This window comes from Psychrobacillus psychrotolerans (genome assembly GCF_900115805.1).
Taxonomy (GTDB): Bacteria; Bacillota; Bacilli; order Bacillales_A; family Planococcaceae; genus Psychrobacillus; species Psychrobacillus psychrotolerans.
Genome location: NZ_FOXU01000001.1, coordinates 94,973 through 113,073 on the forward strand (window position 1 = coordinate 94,973; position 18,101 = coordinate 113,073).

At 34.0% G+C, this 18,101-nt stretch carries 23 protein-coding genes; 20 read left to right on the top strand and 3 right to left on the bottom strand.

Annotated features, from left to right (window positions below):
* Positions 1-38 precede the first annotated feature (38 nt).
* The 5 genes from BM260_RS00620 (at position 39) to BM260_RS00640 (ending at position 6,236) form a co-directional block, all read left to right on the top strand.
* Positions 39-1,493, top strand: coding sequence for a CoA-acylating methylmalonate-semialdehyde dehydrogenase (locus BM260_RS00620; protein ID WP_093533992.1), 1,455 nt, complete (start codon positions 39-41; stop codon positions 1,491-1,493).
* Between the two features lie 131 nt (positions 1,494-1,624).
* Positions 1,625-3,043, top strand: coding sequence for an aldehyde dehydrogenase family protein (locus BM260_RS00625; RefSeq protein ID WP_175496140.1), 1,419 nt, complete (start codon positions 1,625-1,627; stop codon positions 3,041-3,043).
* Between the two features lie 28 nt (positions 3,044-3,071).
* Positions 3,072-3,830: a sulfite exporter TauE/SafE family protein gene (locus BM260_RS00630; protein ID WP_093533996.1), complete on the top strand. Its 759-nt coding sequence runs from the start codon at positions 3,072-3,074 to the stop codon at positions 3,828-3,830.
* Between the two features lie 105 nt (positions 3,831-3,935).
* Positions 3,936-5,354 (top strand): aldehyde dehydrogenase family protein, encoded by a 1,419-nt coding sequence (locus BM260_RS00635; RefSeq protein ID WP_093533998.1) that lies wholly within the window; start codon positions 3,936-3,938, stop codon positions 5,352-5,354.
* Positions 5,355-6,005: 651 nt separating this feature from the next.
* A complete protein-coding gene (locus tag BM260_RS00640) occupies positions 6,006-6,236 on the top strand; it encodes a hypothetical protein (RefSeq protein ID WP_093534000.1) in 231 nt (76 codons plus the stop codon).
* A 222-nt stretch (positions 6,237-6,458) separates the two neighbouring features.
* Here the strand turns inward: BM260_RS00640 and BM260_RS00645 are convergent, their stop codons facing one another.
* Positions 6,459-6,998: a GNAT family N-acetyltransferase gene (locus BM260_RS00645; protein ID WP_093534002.1), complete on the bottom strand. Its 540-nt coding sequence runs from the start codon at positions 6,996-6,998 to the stop codon at positions 6,459-6,461.
* Between the two features lie 246 nt (positions 6,999-7,244).
* Here BM260_RS00645 and BM260_RS00650 point away from each other — a divergent pair, with 246 nt between their 5' ends.
* The 12 genes from BM260_RS00650 to BM260_RS00705 all read left to right on the top strand — a co-directional run bounded on the left by BM260_RS00650 (position 7,245) and on the right by BM260_RS00705 (position 15,277).
* Positions 7,245-7,550, top strand: coding sequence for a hypothetical protein (locus BM260_RS00650; RefSeq protein WP_093534004.1), 306 nt, complete (start codon positions 7,245-7,247; stop codon positions 7,548-7,550).
* Positions 7,551-7,853: 303 nt separating this feature from the next.
* The gene (locus tag BM260_RS00655; RefSeq protein ID WP_093534006.1) at positions 7,854-8,891 is read left to right on the top strand and encodes a serine hydrolase domain-containing protein; all 1,038 of its coding nucleotides are present in this window, start codon (positions 7,854-7,856) and stop codon (positions 8,889-8,891) included.
* A 22-nt stretch (positions 8,892-8,913) separates the two neighbouring features.
* Positions 8,914-9,327, top strand: a complete 414-nt coding sequence (locus BM260_RS00660; RefSeq protein ID WP_093534008.1) for a GNAT family N-acetyltransferase — start codon at positions 8,914-8,916, stop codon at positions 9,325-9,327.
* 104 nt (positions 9,328-9,431) lie between these two features.
* A complete protein-coding gene (locus BM260_RS18290) occupies positions 9,432-9,599 on the top strand; it encodes a hypothetical protein (protein WP_175496141.1) in 168 nt (55 codons plus the stop codon).
* 171 nt (positions 9,600-9,770) lie between these two features.
* A complete protein-coding gene (locus BM260_RS00665; RefSeq protein ID WP_093536839.1) occupies positions 9,771-9,965 on the top strand; it encodes a hypothetical protein in 195 nt (64 codons plus the stop codon).
* Positions 9,966-10,232: 267 nt separating this feature from the next.
* Positions 10,233-11,003 (top strand): nucleotidyltransferase domain-containing protein, encoded by a 771-nt coding sequence (locus BM260_RS00670; RefSeq protein ID WP_245762597.1) that lies wholly within the window; start codon positions 10,233-10,235, stop codon positions 11,001-11,003.
* A gap of 342 nt (positions 11,004-11,345) precedes the next feature.
* A complete protein-coding gene (locus BM260_RS00680) occupies positions 11,346-11,870 on the top strand; it encodes a cysteine hydrolase family protein (RefSeq protein WP_093534012.1) in 525 nt (174 codons plus the stop codon).
* A gap of 393 nt (positions 11,871-12,263) precedes the next feature.
* Positions 12,264-12,518 carry a hypothetical protein gene (locus BM260_RS00685; RefSeq protein WP_093534014.1) on the top strand — a complete coding sequence of 85 codons (255 nt, stop codon included), beginning with the start codon at positions 12,264-12,266 and terminating at the stop codon, positions 12,516-12,518.
* Between the two features lie 214 nt (positions 12,519-12,732).
* Complete coding sequence (locus BM260_RS00690; protein WP_245762598.1) at positions 12,733-13,392, top strand: sigma-70 family RNA polymerase sigma factor; 660 nt, start codon at positions 12,733-12,735, stop codon at positions 13,390-13,392.
* On the top strand, positions 13,385-14,125 hold the full coding sequence (locus tag BM260_RS00695; RefSeq protein ID WP_093534018.1) for a hypothetical protein: 741 nt from the start codon (positions 13,385-13,387) through the stop codon (positions 14,123-14,125). Before BM260_RS00690 ends, BM260_RS00695 begins: the two co-directional genes overlap by 8 nt.
* A 147-nt stretch (positions 14,126-14,272) precedes the next feature.
* A complete protein-coding gene (locus BM260_RS00700) occupies positions 14,273-14,557 on the top strand; it encodes a 3-isopropylmalate dehydrogenase (protein ID WP_093534020.1) in 285 nt (94 codons plus the stop codon).
* Positions 14,558-14,722: 165 nt separating this feature from the next.
* The gene (locus tag BM260_RS00705; RefSeq protein WP_093534022.1) at positions 14,723-15,277 is read left to right on the top strand and encodes a GNAT family N-acetyltransferase; all 555 of its coding nucleotides are present in this window, start codon (positions 14,723-14,725) and stop codon (positions 15,275-15,277) included.
* Positions 15,278-15,522: 245 nt separating this feature from the next.
* Here the strand turns inward: BM260_RS00705 and BM260_RS00710 are convergent, their stop codons facing one another.
* Both BM260_RS00710 and BM260_RS00715 read right to left on the bottom strand, forming a co-directional pair.
* Positions 15,523-15,783 (bottom strand): hypothetical protein, encoded by a 261-nt coding sequence (locus tag BM260_RS00710; protein ID WP_093534023.1) that lies wholly within the window; start codon positions 15,781-15,783, stop codon positions 15,523-15,525.
* 149 nt (positions 15,784-15,932) lie between these two features.
* Positions 15,933-16,760 carry an SDR family oxidoreductase gene (locus tag BM260_RS00715; protein WP_093534025.1) on the bottom strand — a complete coding sequence of 276 codons (828 nt, stop codon included), beginning with the start codon at positions 16,758-16,760 and terminating at the stop codon, positions 15,933-15,935.
* Between the two features lie 99 nt (positions 16,761-16,859).
* Here BM260_RS00715 and BM260_RS00720 point away from each other — a divergent pair, with 99 nt between their 5' ends.
* The 3 genes from BM260_RS00720 to BM260_RS00730 all read left to right on the top strand — a co-directional run bounded on the left by BM260_RS00720 (position 16,860) and on the right by BM260_RS00730 (position 18,059).
* Entirely contained in the window at positions 16,860-17,369 is a 510-nt protein-coding gene (locus BM260_RS00720; protein WP_175496142.1) for a TetR family transcriptional regulator, read from the top strand.
* Positions 17,370-17,407: 38 nt separating this feature from the next.
* Positions 17,408-17,707 carry a hypothetical protein gene (locus BM260_RS00725; protein WP_093534029.1) on the top strand — a complete coding sequence of 100 codons (300 nt, stop codon included), beginning with the start codon at positions 17,408-17,410 and terminating at the stop codon, positions 17,705-17,707.
* A gap of 106 nt (positions 17,708-17,813) precedes the next feature.
* On the top strand, positions 17,814-18,059 hold the full coding sequence (locus BM260_RS00730; RefSeq protein WP_093534031.1) for a hypothetical protein: 246 nt from the start codon (positions 17,814-17,816) through the stop codon (positions 18,057-18,059).
* Positions 18,060-18,101 lie beyond the last annotated feature (42 nt).

Below are 18,101 nucleotides of genomic sequence, written 5' to 3' on the forward strand. Positions count from 1 at the left end.
TTTTTTTTCATAATATTATCTAAAGGAGAGGAATTAGTATGTTAATAAAATCTAAAGTATTATCTAACTATATCGGGGGAGATTGGGTAGAAAGTTCTACAACTAAAACACAGCCTGTTTATAACCCTGCAACAGGTGAAATAGTCGCAGAAGTACCTATTTCTACAAAAGAAGATGTAGACAAAGCCGTACTAGTGGCAAACGAAGCCTTTCAAACATGGTCACAAGTCGCTGTACCAAAACGCGCTCGTATTCTATTTAAATATCAACAATTGTTAGTAGACAACTGGGATGAACTTGCTAAATTAATTACCATTGAAAACGGGAAAAATTTCAAAGAAGCCCATGGCGAAGTATTACGAGGAATCGAGTGTGTAGAATTTGCAGCTGGTGCACCAACATTAATGATGGGGAGACAACTTCCAGATATAGCAACTAATATTGAATCTGGTATGTATCGTTATCCAATCGGAGTTGCGGCCGGCATTACCCCGTTTAATTTTCCAATGATGGTTCCATGTTGGATGTTTCCACTTGCAATTGCATGCGGCAACACATTTGTCTTAAAACCATCAGAGCGCACTCCACTTTTAGCCAACCGTCTTGCGGAGTTATTTAATGACGCAGGATTACCAAAAGGTGTTTTGAACATTGTTCATGGTGCACATGATGTAGTAAATGGGTTACTTGTGCATAAACTCGTCAAAGCAATCTCATTCGTAGGCTCACAACCAGTGGCAGAATACGTGTACAAAAAGGGAACGGAAAATTTGAAGCGTGTTCAAGCATTAGCAGGTGCAAAAAATCACTCCATCGTGTTAAATGATGCCGATCTTGAAGATACCGTAACGCAAATCACTAATGCTGCCTTTGGATCTGCAGGTGAACGCTGTATGGCTGCCTCTGTTGTAACGGTACAGGAAGATGTTGCAGATACACTAATTCAAAGATTAGTAGAAGCAACAAAGAACATGATAATCGGAAATGGGCTGGAAGAAACCGTATTCCTAGGGCCGGTGATACGTGATGAACATAAGAAGCGTACGTTGGACTATATTGAATCAGGTATTCGAGATGGAGCCAGTTTAATTCGTGATGGAAGAGAAGATAAGGCAGCAAATGGTGATGGTTACTTTCTAGGGCCGACTATCTTTGATAATGTCACACAAGAAATGAAAATTTGGCAAGATGAGATTTTCGCACCTGTTTTATCCGTAATACGTGTGAAATCACTAGAAGAGGCTATTGAAGTTGCAAATAATTCTAGATTTGCAAACGGGGCTTGCATTTATACAAACGATGCTAGAAGCGTGCGTAAGTTTCGTGAAACCATCCACGCTGGAATGCTTGGAGTTAATATTGGAGTACCAGCGCCAATGGCATTCTTCCCATTCTCTGGATGGAAAGATTCTTTCTACGGTGATCTTCATGCGAATGGTATGGACGGAGTGGAGTTCTATACTAGAAAGAAAATGGTGACGGCAAGATATTAAAACATAAATGCGAAAACGGTTAATTAAGCGATCTTTGATATTCTTCTTAGAATATAAAGGTCGCTTATATTTTCTAAATGGGTCAGTCCAATGCTTTAAAGAAACTATCTATAATACTTGGAGGAAGAAAAGTGAATAATATAGTGGAAAAGCAGAGCTATCTCTCATTAAATCCAGCAACTGAAGAAATCTTAGCAGAGTTTACTATGATAGAAAAACTAGAAGTCGAAGAAAAAATATTAGCAGCAGTTGAGGCTCAAAAAGAGTGGAAGAAAATACCAGCACCAGTAAGAGGAGAATCATTATTAAAAATTGCTGGTCTCTTGGAGATGCGAGCTGACGAATGGGGTAAATTACTGACAACTGAAGTAGGTAAATGTTTAAGAGATGGAATTGCTGAAGTCCACCGAACTGTTTCGATATTACGTTTTTTTTCTGGAGAAGGTTACCGTATGACGGGAGAAACAATTCCCTCTAGACAAGAAGGAATCTTAGCTTATACGAAGCAACAACCACTAGGGACAGTTGGAGTTATAACTCCTTGGAACGTTCCACTAGCAATTCCAGTTTGGAAAATTGCTCCTGCAATAATAGCAGGCAACAGTGTTGTTTGGAAACCTGCAAATCAATCCTTACTAATCTCCCAAAAGCTTGTCTCCATATTTGAAGAGGCTGGGTTACCTAAAAACCTGGTATCCATGGTTCAGGCAGAAGGTCCATTAGTGGGTGATATTTTCGCTGAAAATGAGAACATTAAAGCTGTTACTTTTACTGGGTCTAATAAAACGGGAAAAGTTATTAATAAACTTTTATCTACAAGAGGAATTCGTTTTCAGGCAGAAATGGGAGGGAAAAACCCATTTATCATAATGGAAGATGCTGATATTGAACAGGCATGTAAGGACATCGTTACAGGCGGCTTATTAGATGCGGGACAACGATGTACAGCTACTAGTAGAATTTTTGTTCATAATTCGATATACACTACTTTCCGGGAAAAGATGTTGGAAGTTTTAGATACCGTAAAGTTAGGCCCGCCAACTGAGGAAACAACCATTATTGGTCCGGTTGTTGATAAAAGACAATTTGAAAATATTTGGTCTTATATCAATCAAGCTAAGTTAGAAGGCGCAACCCTAATTTATGGTGGTAATGAACTAGAGGAAGAATGGGCGAAAAATGGTTATTTTATTAGTCCAAAATTATTCGATAACGTAACACAGAATATGACTATTGCAAAGGAGGAAATATTCGGACCTGTTTTGGCGTTAATTCAGTTTTCAGACTTTGATGAGTGTTTAAAACAGGCAAATGATATAGAATACGGATTATCCTCAACACTGTATACAAAAGATATATCTGCAGCTATGAAGTATGTGGAGGAAGTTGATTCAGGCCTTGTCCATATTAACTTACCTTCTACTTATAGTGAAACACAAATGCCTTTTGGTGGAATAAAATCTACTGGAATTGGTGGCTTCCGTGAATTAGGGAACCATGCAATTAAGTTTTATACTGAATGGAAAACCATATATGTGCGATCAATGTAAACTAACAAGCTAAAGGAGCAAATATAAAATGGACATCTTAGTGGGGGTCATGATACTATTTGCCATACTTAGCGGAATTGCAAAAGTAGGCTTTGGATTTGGAGCCGGAATAATATTAAACCCTATCTTAACATTATTTGTTTCTTCCTCAACTGCTGTTACCTTACTAGCTCCAATTCTTTGGTTTAGTAATTTTACTGGAGCAAGAACTCATAGAAAATCGATAGAGTGGAATTTAATAAAAAAGTTATTACCGATGGCACTTACAGGTACATTGCTGGGTAGTTTTATACTATCTCATGTAAATGATCAAATATTAAGGCCCAGTATTGGGATTATCGCTATAACTATGGGAATCTTGCTCTTTATATCACGAAAGAAAGTAAAAGAAGATGACAAAGAGAAAGAAAATATGGCAGGTCAACATAATAAAAGGGGAATCATATATCATTTAGGAGCATTTGCATCTGGATTTGTAGGAGCCACTGCAAATTCCGGAGGGCTTCCATTGATAGTGCTCTTCATGAACGATAGAACATTAAGTAAAAATGCGTTCACCGCAAATATTGTTGTCATGTTAGCCATAATGGACACAATAAAAATTATTTTTTACATGTTCTTGGGTATACTCACAATACAAAATTTCCTATTAGTTGCTTTATATATTCCATTTATCTATATTGGAGCATTAGTTGGTAAACGGGTTCATACTAAAATACCAGAAAAGTCATTCTTTCAGATTGTTCATTCAATGATATTTATAATTGGAATTATGTTGTTATTTTAGTAACAAAAGAGCTCATAAAAAGACCTGTTTTATTTAATAAAAGTAAGCTAATTCGGTAAATATACGATTATTTCGTAGGTGAATATAAAAGAGGTGTGAGATATAGTGAAAAAAAAATTATATATTAATGGTGAATGGCATGAATCTTTACTATATAAAGATTTATATTCACCTTATTCAGAAGAGAAAATTGCTGAGATTCCTCAAGCATCCAATGAAGATGTAGAATCCGCTATTGATGCTGCTTATAATAATCGAGAAGTAATGGCAAGTCTTACAGCATATGAAAAAGCTGATATATTAGAAAATCTAGTCAGTTTGTTATTTGAAAATAGATTAAAAGCAGCTGAAATTATTTCCTTAGAATCAGCAAAGCCAATAAAGTTCTCTTTAGGTGAAATAGATCGAACGATTGAAACCTATAAATTCGCGGCAGAAGAAGCAAAACGTTTAACTGGAGAAATAATTCCGATGGATGCTGCGAAAAATGGAGCAAATCGCTTCGGTTACACAATCGAGCAACCACTTGGTGTTATTGGTGCCATTACACCATTTAACTTCCCGCAAAACTTAGTAGCACATAAAGTGGGACCTGCAATTGCAGCCGGAAATACAATCGTTCTTAAGCCTGCATCACAAACGCCTCTTTCAGCATTGTTTTTAGCTGAATTAATTGATCAAACAGCTTTACCTAAAGGTGCATTTAACGTTATTACAGGTAGTGGTAAAACCGTTGGTGATACATTGGTTACAAGTGAAAAAGTAAAAATGATTACATTCACTGGTAGCCCTGCTGTTGGAATTGGTATTCGCAACAAAGCCGGCTTGAAAAAAGTTGCTCTTGAACTAGGATCGAACGCCGGTTTAATTATCGACAAAAATGTAGATTTATCCCAAATTGTACCGAAATGTGTTATTGGTGCATTTTCAAACCAAGGTCAAGTTTGTATTTCATTACAACGCACCTATGTAATGGATGAATTATTCAATGAATTTATTCAACAATTTACAAATGCTACTAAGCAGTTAATCATTGGAAGCCCACTTGCAGAAACAACGGATATTTCTGCAATGATTAATCCCAATGAATCAGAACGTGCACTTAGGTGGATACAAGAAGCCGTGGAGGACGGTGCTAAAATCGTAACAGGTGGTAATATTGAAAATGGAGTCTTCATGCCAACCATTTTAACGAATGTTCACTCTACTCTAAAGGTATCTTGCCAGGAAGTTTTTGCACCAATTGTAGTTGTGAACAGTATTTCTTCTGTAGAAGAAGGAATTGCAGCAATAAATGATTCAAATTATGGTCTACAAGCAGGGATTTTCACAAATGATATTCAAACAGCATTCAAAGCTTCAAGAGAGTTTGAAGTAGGCGGCGTCATGATTAACGATATTCCAACTTACCGTGTAGACCAAATGCCATATGGGGGTGTGAAAGATAGCGGAACGGGTAAAGAAGGATTAAAATATGCAATCCATGAAATGACTGAAACGAAACTTGTCGTTTGGAACTTATAATAATATGTTTTAACTAACAGATTACTTATATTACTTTGTTAATTATTTATTTTCAAAAACCAGGTACCTCCACATACCCTTCATTAGTTTAAAAAGCTACCTGGTGTATTTTTTATTAATAAAAAATAATCTGTTAACTGTATCTGATACCGCAATCGCTGTAAACGTTACAATTATCTTCTTTACACCGTCATTTATTTTTTTAAAAAATTGTAAATGGAACTCTTCTAGCTGGAAATAGAAGTAACAAAAAGAGAAATAATAATCAGTGATCAAAGTTTAGTTCTTCAATATATTTTCTACCTTATAATTTTTATTGGCTCTGTTAAAGAAAGAAGTTGATAATCGTTAATGACTGCGAAGAATAGGTTTCCCTATTTAAATTCGCATTGGAAATTTATGTTAAAATAAATATGGGCTTGTGAAAGTGTTCACTTAAACTAATGCGGCAGTTTAGTTGAAGAAGGAACTTATCGATAATTGAAAAAATAAAAATCAGGAGCTAGATATGGGGGCTGACAACTGAATGACTTCTATTCTTCTATTTATTAACTTATACACAATATTCAATTTAAAATGAAACTTCTATCTAAAAAGTTGAATAAAGAAGATTGAAAGGAAAGTAATTCATAAAAAAAGGGGGGGTAGAAGGTGGACTTATTACTCTGGATAACTACTGGTTTCATGCTAATCGGATTAGTTGTTCTCGTTACTATGAAAAAAGGTATGGAAAGTAAGGTCGCTTTTATAAAAGCAAATATGGACAAGGAGGAAAATTCCTCAAAAGCTAAATCCGTAATTTGGTGGATAAGGAGTACCACTGCTTGGGGAGTAGGGGGTATATTTCTTGTTGTTTGGTGGTTTAATAATTATTTTGGATAACTGTCGGTTTCAAATGTACTTAAACTAGCGGATGCTTTACTTCAAGAAGGAGTGAAGCCTTTTTTCTTATTGAAGTAACGCAGCATGCTTCCATGGTAGGACGTAATTTTCTTCCACATTCTGTGTTGAAGCAGGACTTCACGTAATAAATAATAACACTTCCACTCATAATTTAAATGAGTGGAGATAGAGAATGTCTAATAATTAGAATGAATTACAAGGTTAGTCATTCGGATTTAATATAGCTAGCATCTGATGATCTTCCCAAGAACCATTAATCTTGACATTTTTCTTAGCTATTCCTTCTTTATGGAAACCAGCCTTTTCTAATACTCGAATGGAACCAATGTTATCTGGCATAACTCCAGCTTCAATTCGATGTAATTTTAGAATTTCGAAAGCATAGTTAACAACTAAATTAGTAGCTTCCGTAGTATAACCTTTGCCATTATGTTCTTGGTCTAAGGAATAGCCTAAAAGTGCACTTTCACGAGGTCCACGGAGAACTTGAAACAAACCAATAGTACCTATAAGAATATCATCATTAATTTTAAAAATTCCGAACCTATATTCTATTTCTTTTTTTGTATTTTGTTCCCATTTTTCGATTAATTCTTTCTGAGTTGCTAAAGTCCAGTAATTTTCTGGGTGATTTATAGAATAGTTTTCAAAAAATGCTTGATTTCTCTTTTCTAAACTTAGTAATTCGACAGCATCTGAGAGTATAAGAGGTCGTATATATACATTATTATTTTTGGACATCTAACCTTCCTTTCTGTATGTAGGAACTTACCTATAAAATTATATCACGCAGATAATGTGTAATAAAAGAGACTGTGCTTAGAAAACTAACCCGTTCAGTTGAGTGGTACAAAACTCAGATTAAACACATAAGTGGGCTGTTAATTGACATATAATTAACAGTCCATTTTTCATTGATATATAGCGTTTTTCACTGAATTAAATACCCTTTTAACGTACGCAATTACTTAAATTAGGGGGATGGTTTTGAATATAGTGTTTATCATTATTTTAGTGTTTTCTTTACTCGCTTCTATGCTAACTTCTATTTGGTTATTGAAAATGAAGAACAAGAAATGGCAAGCAAGGTTAGTTGCATTTAGTATAAATACACTTATTCTGTCAATAGCAACAATCCTACTTTACAAGTTAGACGTTCAAACATTTCATAAACAGACAGAAGGATTATTTAGTAGTTTAGGTTTAGGTGTATTGATGTTTTTCATTCCAATAAATACATTCCTAAATTTTTGTATACTCGAATTTTTAAAAAATAAAAGTATGATTATATAACGTGATAAATAAATTTCGGTTGTCGAATATTCAACTAACGCGGCAGTTTAGTTGAAGATTCGCTTTCCGGAATAATCAATCTTTAATTTTAAAATTAATAGCGATAAACAGGTAAAACCTCGAATTCTGAGCAAATATATGCTCAAGATACGAGGTTTATTTTTACCTAGAAATTGAAAATTGTCTACGGGTTTTTTATATAAATTTGAATTTTAGTTGAAGAAAAATTTATTTTATAAACAAATATAAAGAACATACATTCGTGTTATAATTTATTTGATAATACTAACAAGGGGGATAATTGTGAAATTAAAAAACATTAACATTCATGAACGAATGAAACATTACAATGTGCAAGGTTTAAGTATTACATTGCTTGAGGGCGGTGAAATTAGTGGAACAGATAATTACGGCTTATTAGAAGTGGAAAGCAGTAGAAAAGCAAATGAAGGTTCTATTTTTAGTGCGTGTTCAATTAGTAAGTTCTTAACAGGAATACTTGTAATGAAGCTAGTAGAGGAAGGACTTCTTGATTTAGATGATGATGTGAATGAAAATCTTAAATCGTGGAAAGTACCAGAAAATGATTTTACTAAAAATAAAAAAGTGACATTGAGGAACTTACTAAGTCATCAATCTGGAATTAAAGACCCTGAAGGTAGTTTTCCTGAACTGAACTCAAAAATAGGTGTCCCTTCGATGGTTGAATTATTAGAGGGAAAAACTCTATATTGTAAAACTCCTATTGACGTCAAGTGTGAACCAGTAAGTGAATTCCATTATTCGGATGCAGGTTTTTGTATCATTCAACAATTGATAGAAGATGTTACTGAAAAACCTTTTTATCAAGTTATAAATGAGCAAATATTTGAACCATTAGGAATGGCAAATAGCCATTTCAATACAACAATGTTGGAAGTGGATAGACAAAATTTTTCTTCTGGTCACAACAAAAACGGGGAAATAGTAGATGGGAAATATCCTATATATCCTTATCCAGCGGCTTCTGGATTATGGACAACTTCTTTGAATTTAGCTGAATTAGTTCTTGAGTTAATGAATGCTGTAAAAGGAGAAAGCAAGGTTGGCATTTCGGAAAGTTTAGCAAAAGAAATGATAACTCCACAAAGAGGTAAAAGTTGGACTGGATTAGGTGTGTTTCTTGAAAGCTCTGAAAAAGAACTAGAAATTAGCTCACTTGGTTGGGGAGTGGGTTTTCAATGTATGATGGTGGCGTTTCCCTATTTAGAGAAAGGTGCGGTTATAATGACGAATGCAGAATTGGGTGTTCATCAATTGGAAGGGATTATAGGGGAAATATATAAATCTCTTTTGTCTTAAAAAGCGTTAAGGGGGGAGAAATATGCAGATAGCCTTAGCAAATCCAACTCATATACTTGAAGTTTTATCGTTCTTCAACGAAAATTTAGACAGCAATAACAGTGCGGTTTATTCTGAAGAATTTTTATGTCCTCTTGGAATTAAAGCATCCATAAGAAGAAAGCAAATGGTAGTGGCAACAGTAGAAGGGCAAGTGGTAGGGGCTTTTCGGTTTTACCGAAAAAAAACTCAAAACAAAATATCTTTATACCAATTTGCGATTAGCGAAATTTATCGCGGTCAAGGGTTATTAAAAAAGATGTTAAAAACGATAAATGATTTACCTATCATTTCATTATGTCCGACTGATTCCTATTTAAATGATTATTATGATAAATCAGGATGGTATTTACAAGAACAAAATGAGGATTTTAATGTATGGATTCTTAATGACTAGTAATTATCTTCTTCAACTAACGACGTGGTGCTTTAGCAGAACAAAGAAAATATATTATAAATTAAATTTGAGTGTAAACCTATGATTAAGGAGGTAATTTTTCTATGTTGCATCCATATAAAGAATTTGAAAATACACCTTTATGGGCAGTTATAAATAATGGGATAGATGACCTTGTGGAAAATAATGATATTGAAGAAAGTACACCAAGAGATTACATCGTTGGCTATCTCTGTAAGTTAATATCGGAATTAGAAACAGAAAATAAATAAGACCCTTTGTTTCACTAACGGGTGCTTTACTTCAAGAAGGAGTAAAGCCATTTTCTTATTCAACTAAAGGGGCAGTTTAGTTCAATTAGAGGATATTATTTGAAGAATGACGAATTTGTCAATATTAGTGTAGTTTTTGAGTATTTCCTTTTACAAATGAGGGGTGACAATATGGAATTATTAGTTCAAGCAGGATTTTTTTTAAATCCAATTTTAGCAATAGTATTTTGCTTAAATTTAGTAGCATTAATCAAAAAAGTTAGTAGTGATAGTAATGCTGGTACCTCTAAAAATACATTTTGGATGACTATTTCAGCTACTTATATCATATTTAGTATAACTTGGTTGTTGATGTTTCTATTGTAATTCATTTACAACTCAATCTTTCTTCTTCAACTAACGGGTGCTTTAGTTAAACAAGAGGCTGCCTGTAACGGTAGCCTTTTCTTATTAAATTAACGCGGCAGGTTAGTTCAATAAGATATTGTTTGTCCACATTATCATAGTTATATAATTAGAGGAATGCAGGAAAGGTAGGAGATTAATACGGCGATTTTAAGAGCTGGGTATGGTCTAGACCATACTGGATTTATTGAAAGCGATGTAAGCATAGATAATATTGATAATGATTACGTGCCTTGCATTCGAGATTCTGTCGAAAGTCTTAGAAATTCATTTCAAGATCAATTGCACAGTGTTTATTTGTACGGCAGCGTAGCCAGAGGTGAAGCGGTTGTTTTAAAATCAGATTTAGACCTCATTGCTATGTTTGATGGCAAACTGAGTTCCGTTAAGTTAGCGAATTTAAAGAAACTTGCTGGAGAACTGTCTCAAAAGTATCGATCTCTGGTTCGTGAAGTTGGAATAGTTGTTGCATATTACGACTATACGGTTTCCCCCTCAAATTATTACGAAAATGCCTTTCTTAAAGAACTCTGTGTTTGTGTCTACGGAGAGGATTTAAGAGACCGATTTGGTCCGTATAAACTTACATCCGAGATAGCCATTCGCTTCAATGGTGATATTTGTGAGGCTCTTACTCGGACGTTAAAAAGGTTAGAAACAGCTTCTGACGAAGATTTTAAAAAGTTTTCACAAGGTTTCGCTCGCAAACTCATTCGAACATACTATTCAATGGTGATGGTGCGTTCTCAGATTTGGTCGACACGACTTCACGAGCAATCTGAAGTCTTTATCCACCACTTCCCGGATAAAGAATCTATTATTCGAACCCTGCTAAATTGGATAGATGAACCACCTACGGACCGCGAAGCTGTATATGAATTGTTTAAGATCGAGGGTGAGTGCTTTACTTCAAGAAGGTGTAGAGCTTTTTTTCTTATTGAACTAAAGCGGCAGGTTAGTTTAAGTGTGTTGTATAATAAATGGATATCTTTAGTTTGAAAATCACATGTTGGTACAGGGAGGATTGTATGTGGAGTTTTAGCACTTATAAAGACAAACGTTACTGGATACTTTTGATTACAGCTATAATTATCTTGGTCTTGTTCGCTGTTTTTACCCCTGATTATATTCTTGAAAAAACTAACTTTGTACCATTTTCAATGCTTATATTTATAGTTTTATTCTGGTCGACATACCATCTTTGGAAGTATTTTGGTGATAAAAAGAAGAGGAATAATACGGATGACAGTTGCGATTTGTAACTTGCTTATTCAAGTAACGGGTGCTTTACTTCAAGAAGGAGTAAAACCTTAACGTATGTTCTGTATTAGGGGGAGGAACATGACAAAAAAAGCGTTACTTATTATTGATGTTCAAAATGGAATGTTTCAAGAAGGAAATATTGTCTTTAATGGTGATAGATTATTAAAAAAAGTAAATGATTTATTAAAAGAAGCACGATTAACAAAGACACCAGTTTTTTATATCCAGCATAATGCACCTGCTGGAAAACCATTAGAATTGGGAACAGAGGGGTGGAAAATTCATTCTGTTATTGCCCCCGAACATGAAGATATAATAATACAAAAAGCAACTCCAGATTCATTTTTTAATACATCTTTAGATGAAGAGTTGAAAAAAAAGTGCATTGAACATATTTACATTACTGGGATTCAAACGGAACTTTGTGTAGATACAACGTGTAGAAGGGCATTTAGTATGGGATATAAGGTGACTTTAGTTGAAGATACACATAGTACCTGGGATTCTAATGAGTTAACCGCACAACAAATAATAAATCATCATAATAGTGCCTTAAATTGGTTTGCAGATGTTTATCCGAGTAATGAGATTAAATTCAATTGATTGTGAAGGGGTGTACTTAAACTAACGGGTGCGTTAATGGAAGATTCGGATATCGAAATAGTTATGGCTTAGTTCTCACTCAAGGAGAACTTAGCCATTTTATGCGTCAAAAATAAAGCTAATTGATATGTTAATTTCGATGATAATTTACATATAAATATACTGCTAATTCTAATGTTATTTTGAATGTTTGTACCATTGAACTGAACGGGTTATTAGACAACTAACGGGTGCTTTACTTCAAGAAGGAGTAAAGTCTTTTTCTTATTGAACTAAAGCGGCAGGTTAATTGAATAAGCAGGTATTTTTAGAAGGTTGTAGAAGCAGTTATTGTAAGGGGAATTATTTAAGAAGATTAATAAGAGTAAATTGTAATGAGAAAAGGGGATTCAAATGAATTTAAAGCATTTTCTTTCTGGTGCTTCAGTAGCGTTTGCGGTTATTCTGTTTAGACTAATTGATAAATATGTAATCGACATTACTACGTTGTTAGGAGCATTTATGGTAGCTATTTTTTCAGGGGTTGTTGTCAAAGCTATTCAATCCATACCAACATTAGATAGAGAACTAAAAAAACCTACGTATTTGACTTTATGGATAATAGCTTTTGTCTGTTTATTAGGTTCTTTCCATTTCTTCGATTTATAATTATAGAACTCAGGATGTAGTTTTTATATAACTAATGGGTGCTTTAGTCAAATAAATGAGCTTTTTGAACATACTCAGCTCATTTTTTTATTTATATTAAAATCAACCTTCATCTTTAGCATAGCCTTACATTTTAAAGTATTTCTGGTTATTCGTTTCCCCAACCTTCCGCTTAATCGAATATATATTTTAGTTTCCTGAATTTAATTAATTATTGAAAAAACGCAATATATTCATGATTACTATCGTCTTATATATAGAGAGATGGAAAGGGGAGATTTTGTTGGATAGTAAGGAAATATTACCGATTCATTTCAATTCTTACGGACTAGATGGCCTAGATGTGCTAAAGGCTAATCCGATTAAGGCTGTAGAAATTATCATGAATACATACGGTAACGATGTTAAAAAATTTGTTTATACCTACTTACATAATGAAGCGGATACAGATGATGTAACGCAAGAAGTCTTTGTGACTGTATATTTGAAACTAAGTACATATAAAGGTAAATCATCACTTAAAAGCTGGATTTACTCAATTGCTGCGAATAAGTGTAAAGATCATTTGAGAGGTCATCGTTTACGTCAAAGTAAATTAATCGAGAGAATTACTAGGAATTCAATATCCTCAAAATTAAATGAAGTACCAGAAGAGTACCTACAAAGCACTATCAAGGAAGGACTCTTTGAGAAAGTAATGGAATTGCCTATTAAATATAGAGAAGTCGTTATTCTTTATTACTTCAAAGAATTATCTATCAAAGAGATTAGCTTCATATTAAACGAGAAGGAACCGACATTACAATCACGTTTGTCTCGATCAAGAAGTAAATTAAGAGAATTAATAAATGAAGGGGGTATCATTCTTGGATAAACATTTAAAAGAATTTAATTTTGAAGAAAAAATAAACACTACATTTACAGAAGAAAATAAAAAAAGAGTATTAGGAAAAATCGATGAAATAGAAAAGAAACGCAAAAAGAAAAACAGCTATTTTGCGAACGGTCTTACATTAGCATTTTCGGTTGGACTATTAATCTTCGGATTTAATTTTGTCTCTAATAATATAGAAGGTACAAAAGAAAATGCTGCTGATTCTAATACAGAAAGTGAATTAATTTTGAATCAAAATGGAGAAGAACCAACGGAGGTTATAGCAACTGAAGATGACGAGAAGGAAAAAGAAGAATTAGAAGTTGGTGCATACTTTGATTATTTTTGGTATCCTGAGAAACTTAATACGCATGAGGATTATGATTATTCCGACTCAAACTACAATCTCTATGTCGCTCACCTAAGAGCTGCACTTATTACAGATAATGCTATATTTCTACCAGGTCGTATGGATTATTCTACCTATAAGAGATATTTAGATAGTATATTATTTTATTTAAATGAAATTGTGCCTGGCGAAGAAAAAATAGAGGAATTTCAAATGGCTGTTCAATTAGCTGAGCAAGCTATTGACAATGAGGTAGAAAAAGGAGATCCAATTTTAGATGACTTGCATATGATTCTACACGAGTTAGATGAATATTATAATGCAGAGGCATTTCAAGATCATATAACAAGTGAGAATGGCATCATAATTGATTTTAAAGAGTAAATTGTATCCTTAGAAACTGCTATCATTTTTGAATGTACTGATGTACTATCTAATAGATTAATTAACTGTTTCTTTGTCTTTCGAGTGCTTTACTCCTAGAGATTTCTAGTTTTTATCGGTAAAATTTGTTTGTCAAAGGGGCATTCTATGGATATCTTTCTTATAATACTTATGTACTTTTTTATCATTATTGCAAATGTTATTGGGTTTATATATTACAGAAAAAAGAAAAGTCTATATTTTGCTGCCTTTATAATATTGTTATTAGCAGTTTTGTTTGGGACAATCGGTGGGGCATTAGCAGTATTTATTATTCGTGATGCTTTTGCAATATTTTATGGTTTCCAACTAGGTCAATATCTAATAGTAAACAGTATTATTGTTTTTCTTATTGCCATTTTAGTAACTGCGATAAAGAAATTTAGGAACTGAAAAGGTAACGTGAAAAGTCCCTATCAATAACGAAACTTTTGATTACTATATCCGTACTTTATAAAACGAGGGAGTCACTTTTATGAGGACTAATCGGAAGTAAGTAATTAAAAATGCCAGTAGAAATAACAGCAGAAAAACAGAGAAATGAAGTGGAGAGAGCACATGAATAATTTAAACCTATTACTAGTTAAGCACAATCAGATGGAAAGTGAACGTCTCTTATTACGTCCAATTACGCTCAATGATGCTGAAGATATGTTTGAATATACATCTGATGAAGAAACTACACGTTTTATTTATGAACACCATAAAGATTTGGAGCAAACTAAAAATTTAATTGCAAATTATTTTGTGAAAGAGCCTATCGGTAAATATGCTATTGTACTGAGAGAAAGCAACAAAATGGTAGGCGCTATCGAGTTTAGGGTGGATGATTGGAACAAAAGTGGAGACCTAGGCTTTACATTAAATAGGCATTACTGGGGTAAAGGCTACATGACAGAAGCGGGGAAACTAATACTAAGTTTAGCTTTTAATGTAATGGGGCTAGAGCGTGTATTTTCAGCACATGAGGTTAAGAATAGTGCTTCTGGAAAAGTATTGGATCGTTTAGGTATGAAATGTGAGGGTATCCTTCGTAAAAACCAAATGATCAAAGGGCAACTAGTAGATAGTGTACATTATTCTATCTTAAAAGAAGAATATTTGGATTCCTGAAAAAGGAACAATGAATTAGAAAGTATGTAAACATTGATTTTTGAACCATATGGGAATACATTAAAAGTTTAAGAGATTTTACGTAGTTTTCCTATGAGCTTTATTTAAAAAATAAGAAGGGGAACGTTGCTCAAACGTTTCTCTTTTTTGTCTATGGCGGGTACTGGAAGCATTAAAAAAAGCACTATTCACTAAAAGTGAATAGTGCTTTTATTGGTGACAACATCAGGCGGTTGAGCTAATGTTTAGTCGTTCGCATCATCAACTGAATCGTTTACAGACCCTTCATCCTGCGTTTCTGGCTCTTCATTTTCTTCTACGTCCTCTATTTTTTCTTCCTCATTATTTGCTTCGTTTTCAATGCCTGTATCATTTTCTCCATCATCCTCTAACATTGGGTCATTTACTTCAATATCCTTTATTTCCGTATCCTCGTCATCTCCACAAGCACCAAGTATTAATAAAGATGATAAAGCTAATGGTAAAGCAATCATTTTTCTTTTCATGTTTTCTTCCTCCAGTATAAATTTAAGATTTGTAGGCTTAGTTTATATGTACCTCTATTTACTAGATTTAAACTTATGAGTTTTCTAACAACAAAAAAAGTAGATAGAATAAATCAGTCTCTATCTACTTTCAAATATAATTTTTGTGATTATTCTTGGTTTTTTAACCCTTGAACGCGATTTAAATTAGCGATAGTGCCACCATCAACGCGTAAGTCAATACCTGTAATGTATGAAGCGGCATCGCTAAGTAAGAACTCAACAGCTGTAGCAATTTCAGATGCTTCACCTTCACGTCGTAAAGGCGTAATCTCCAGCATCATTTTCATCTGCTCTTGTTGGGAAGCTTCTTGGCGACCCATAGGCGTATTTATCGTACCAGGTGAAATGGATGTAATTCGAGCACCTTTCTCCCCCCAAGCCCAGGCTTGGTCTTCTACAATTAGAAGCACTCCTAATTTAGAAAGACTATATGATGCACCTGAGTCGCCTTGGGAAAACTGTTCCATTGTTTCAATTACATTATCAGCCAACGGATTTTTTAAGATTTCTGTATAAGGTCCTTGTCGAGGAGCCATGTGTCCACTCATAGAGGAGATACAAACAACTGAAGTACCTAAAGTTGCTAGTGGAAGAAATGCATCTAATATAATTCCTGTACCTACTAAATTCACCTCTGTAATGCGTTTAGAATCTGCCATTGTAGGTGATAGACCAGCAGTGTGAACAAGACCTTTCAACGTACCTAACTGGGAAGCTTTTTTGGCTAAGAGAGCAACATTTTCTTTTGAGGTGATATCAACTGTTTGATAGTGTACATCAGTAATACCTTTAGCTGCCAGTTCTTCTTTCGTTAGGATCAATCGTTCTTCCGACACATCTGCTAATAATAGAGTTCCTTTATTACCGACTAGTTCAGCAGTTGCTTTACCCATTCCACCTGAACCACCTGTAATTACATAAACGTTTTTTGTCATGTTTACTTCCTCCTATGCTTGTTATACCATTATTGTAAACGCATTCGTCCATGAAGTAACAAGACAGTTTCACTCAAAATGTCCAGAGGGGTGTCACAATTGAAAGTAGGCAAAGAAACGATCATTGAAGCATTTTTACAGTTGTTACACAAGAAAAGCTTTGAAGAGTTGTCAGTAAAAGAAATTATTCAAAAGGCTGGGTTTTCTCGCTCTACTTTTTATCTGCATTTTGCAGATAAATATGAGCTGATGGAGGATGTAAGACGCACCTTGAATGGCCATTTTCTATCATTTTATGAAATGGAATTCAACCAATGGGGTAAACCAATGACTCTTCACTTATGCGAACATATTTTTGAATATCGTTCGTTTTATGAATTAGAATTCTCTGATACGAACGCTATTCAAAAACTGTCCAATAGATTGGCGGCTCATTTACTACTTGTATTCGATGATCAGGATTATGCCATATTTGCCAGTTATGGAACGATTGGATACTTAACAATTTGGGTAAAAAATTCTTTTCAAATGAGTCCAGCTGAAGCGGCTGAGAAGTTATTGAAAATTGGTTTTACCAATTGGACGAAAAAAATAGGATATGAGATTTAACGTGTAATAAGAATCATCAGCAACGACAGGAGATAAAGATGAGAACATTACTGGAGTTAATCCGAATTATTTTTCTGTTTTTTATTGTAGTTGGCATAATCACCTTTGTAATAAATTCAATTTACTTGAAAATAGGAATTACTGCAGAAAAATATGCTGGTTTCGGTTTTATTGCTGCTTTTGTTTTATTTTTTGTTCTTTATAGAAATAAGTGGCAATTTAGTGGTTGGTATAAAGGGAAAGGGAGACAAAAACTCCCGAAGAAACTATCAAAATACCTTATTTTAAGTGCCATATTTTTACTGTTATTACCACCGGTATTAAATCTTTTACCATAATTACTGCAGCACTAAACTTTTACGCCTTTCGATTATTACTCGATGAATCTGTATAAACTCTTTGTACAGATTGATACTAAGTAAGAAAACAAAAAGGAGAGATACAATGGCTGTTTGTCCTCTATGTAACTCATTAAAAGTATTAAATATCGATTGCCCTACATGCAATTCTCCGCTAGAGAACTCAGGAAAAGTATCTGATTTTTTAGATCCGTATGGTCATTATAATGACGAGGAGACCGTAAAAATGGGGGATGGCTATCCAAACACAGCCAAAGATCAAATATGTCCACATTTAATGGTCTGTCCAACTTGTGAGTATAATGTAGTAAAGTTCATACAAGAGGAGTAGCAGCCATTTATAAACGACGAAAAACTCAAGTGAAAATTCTAC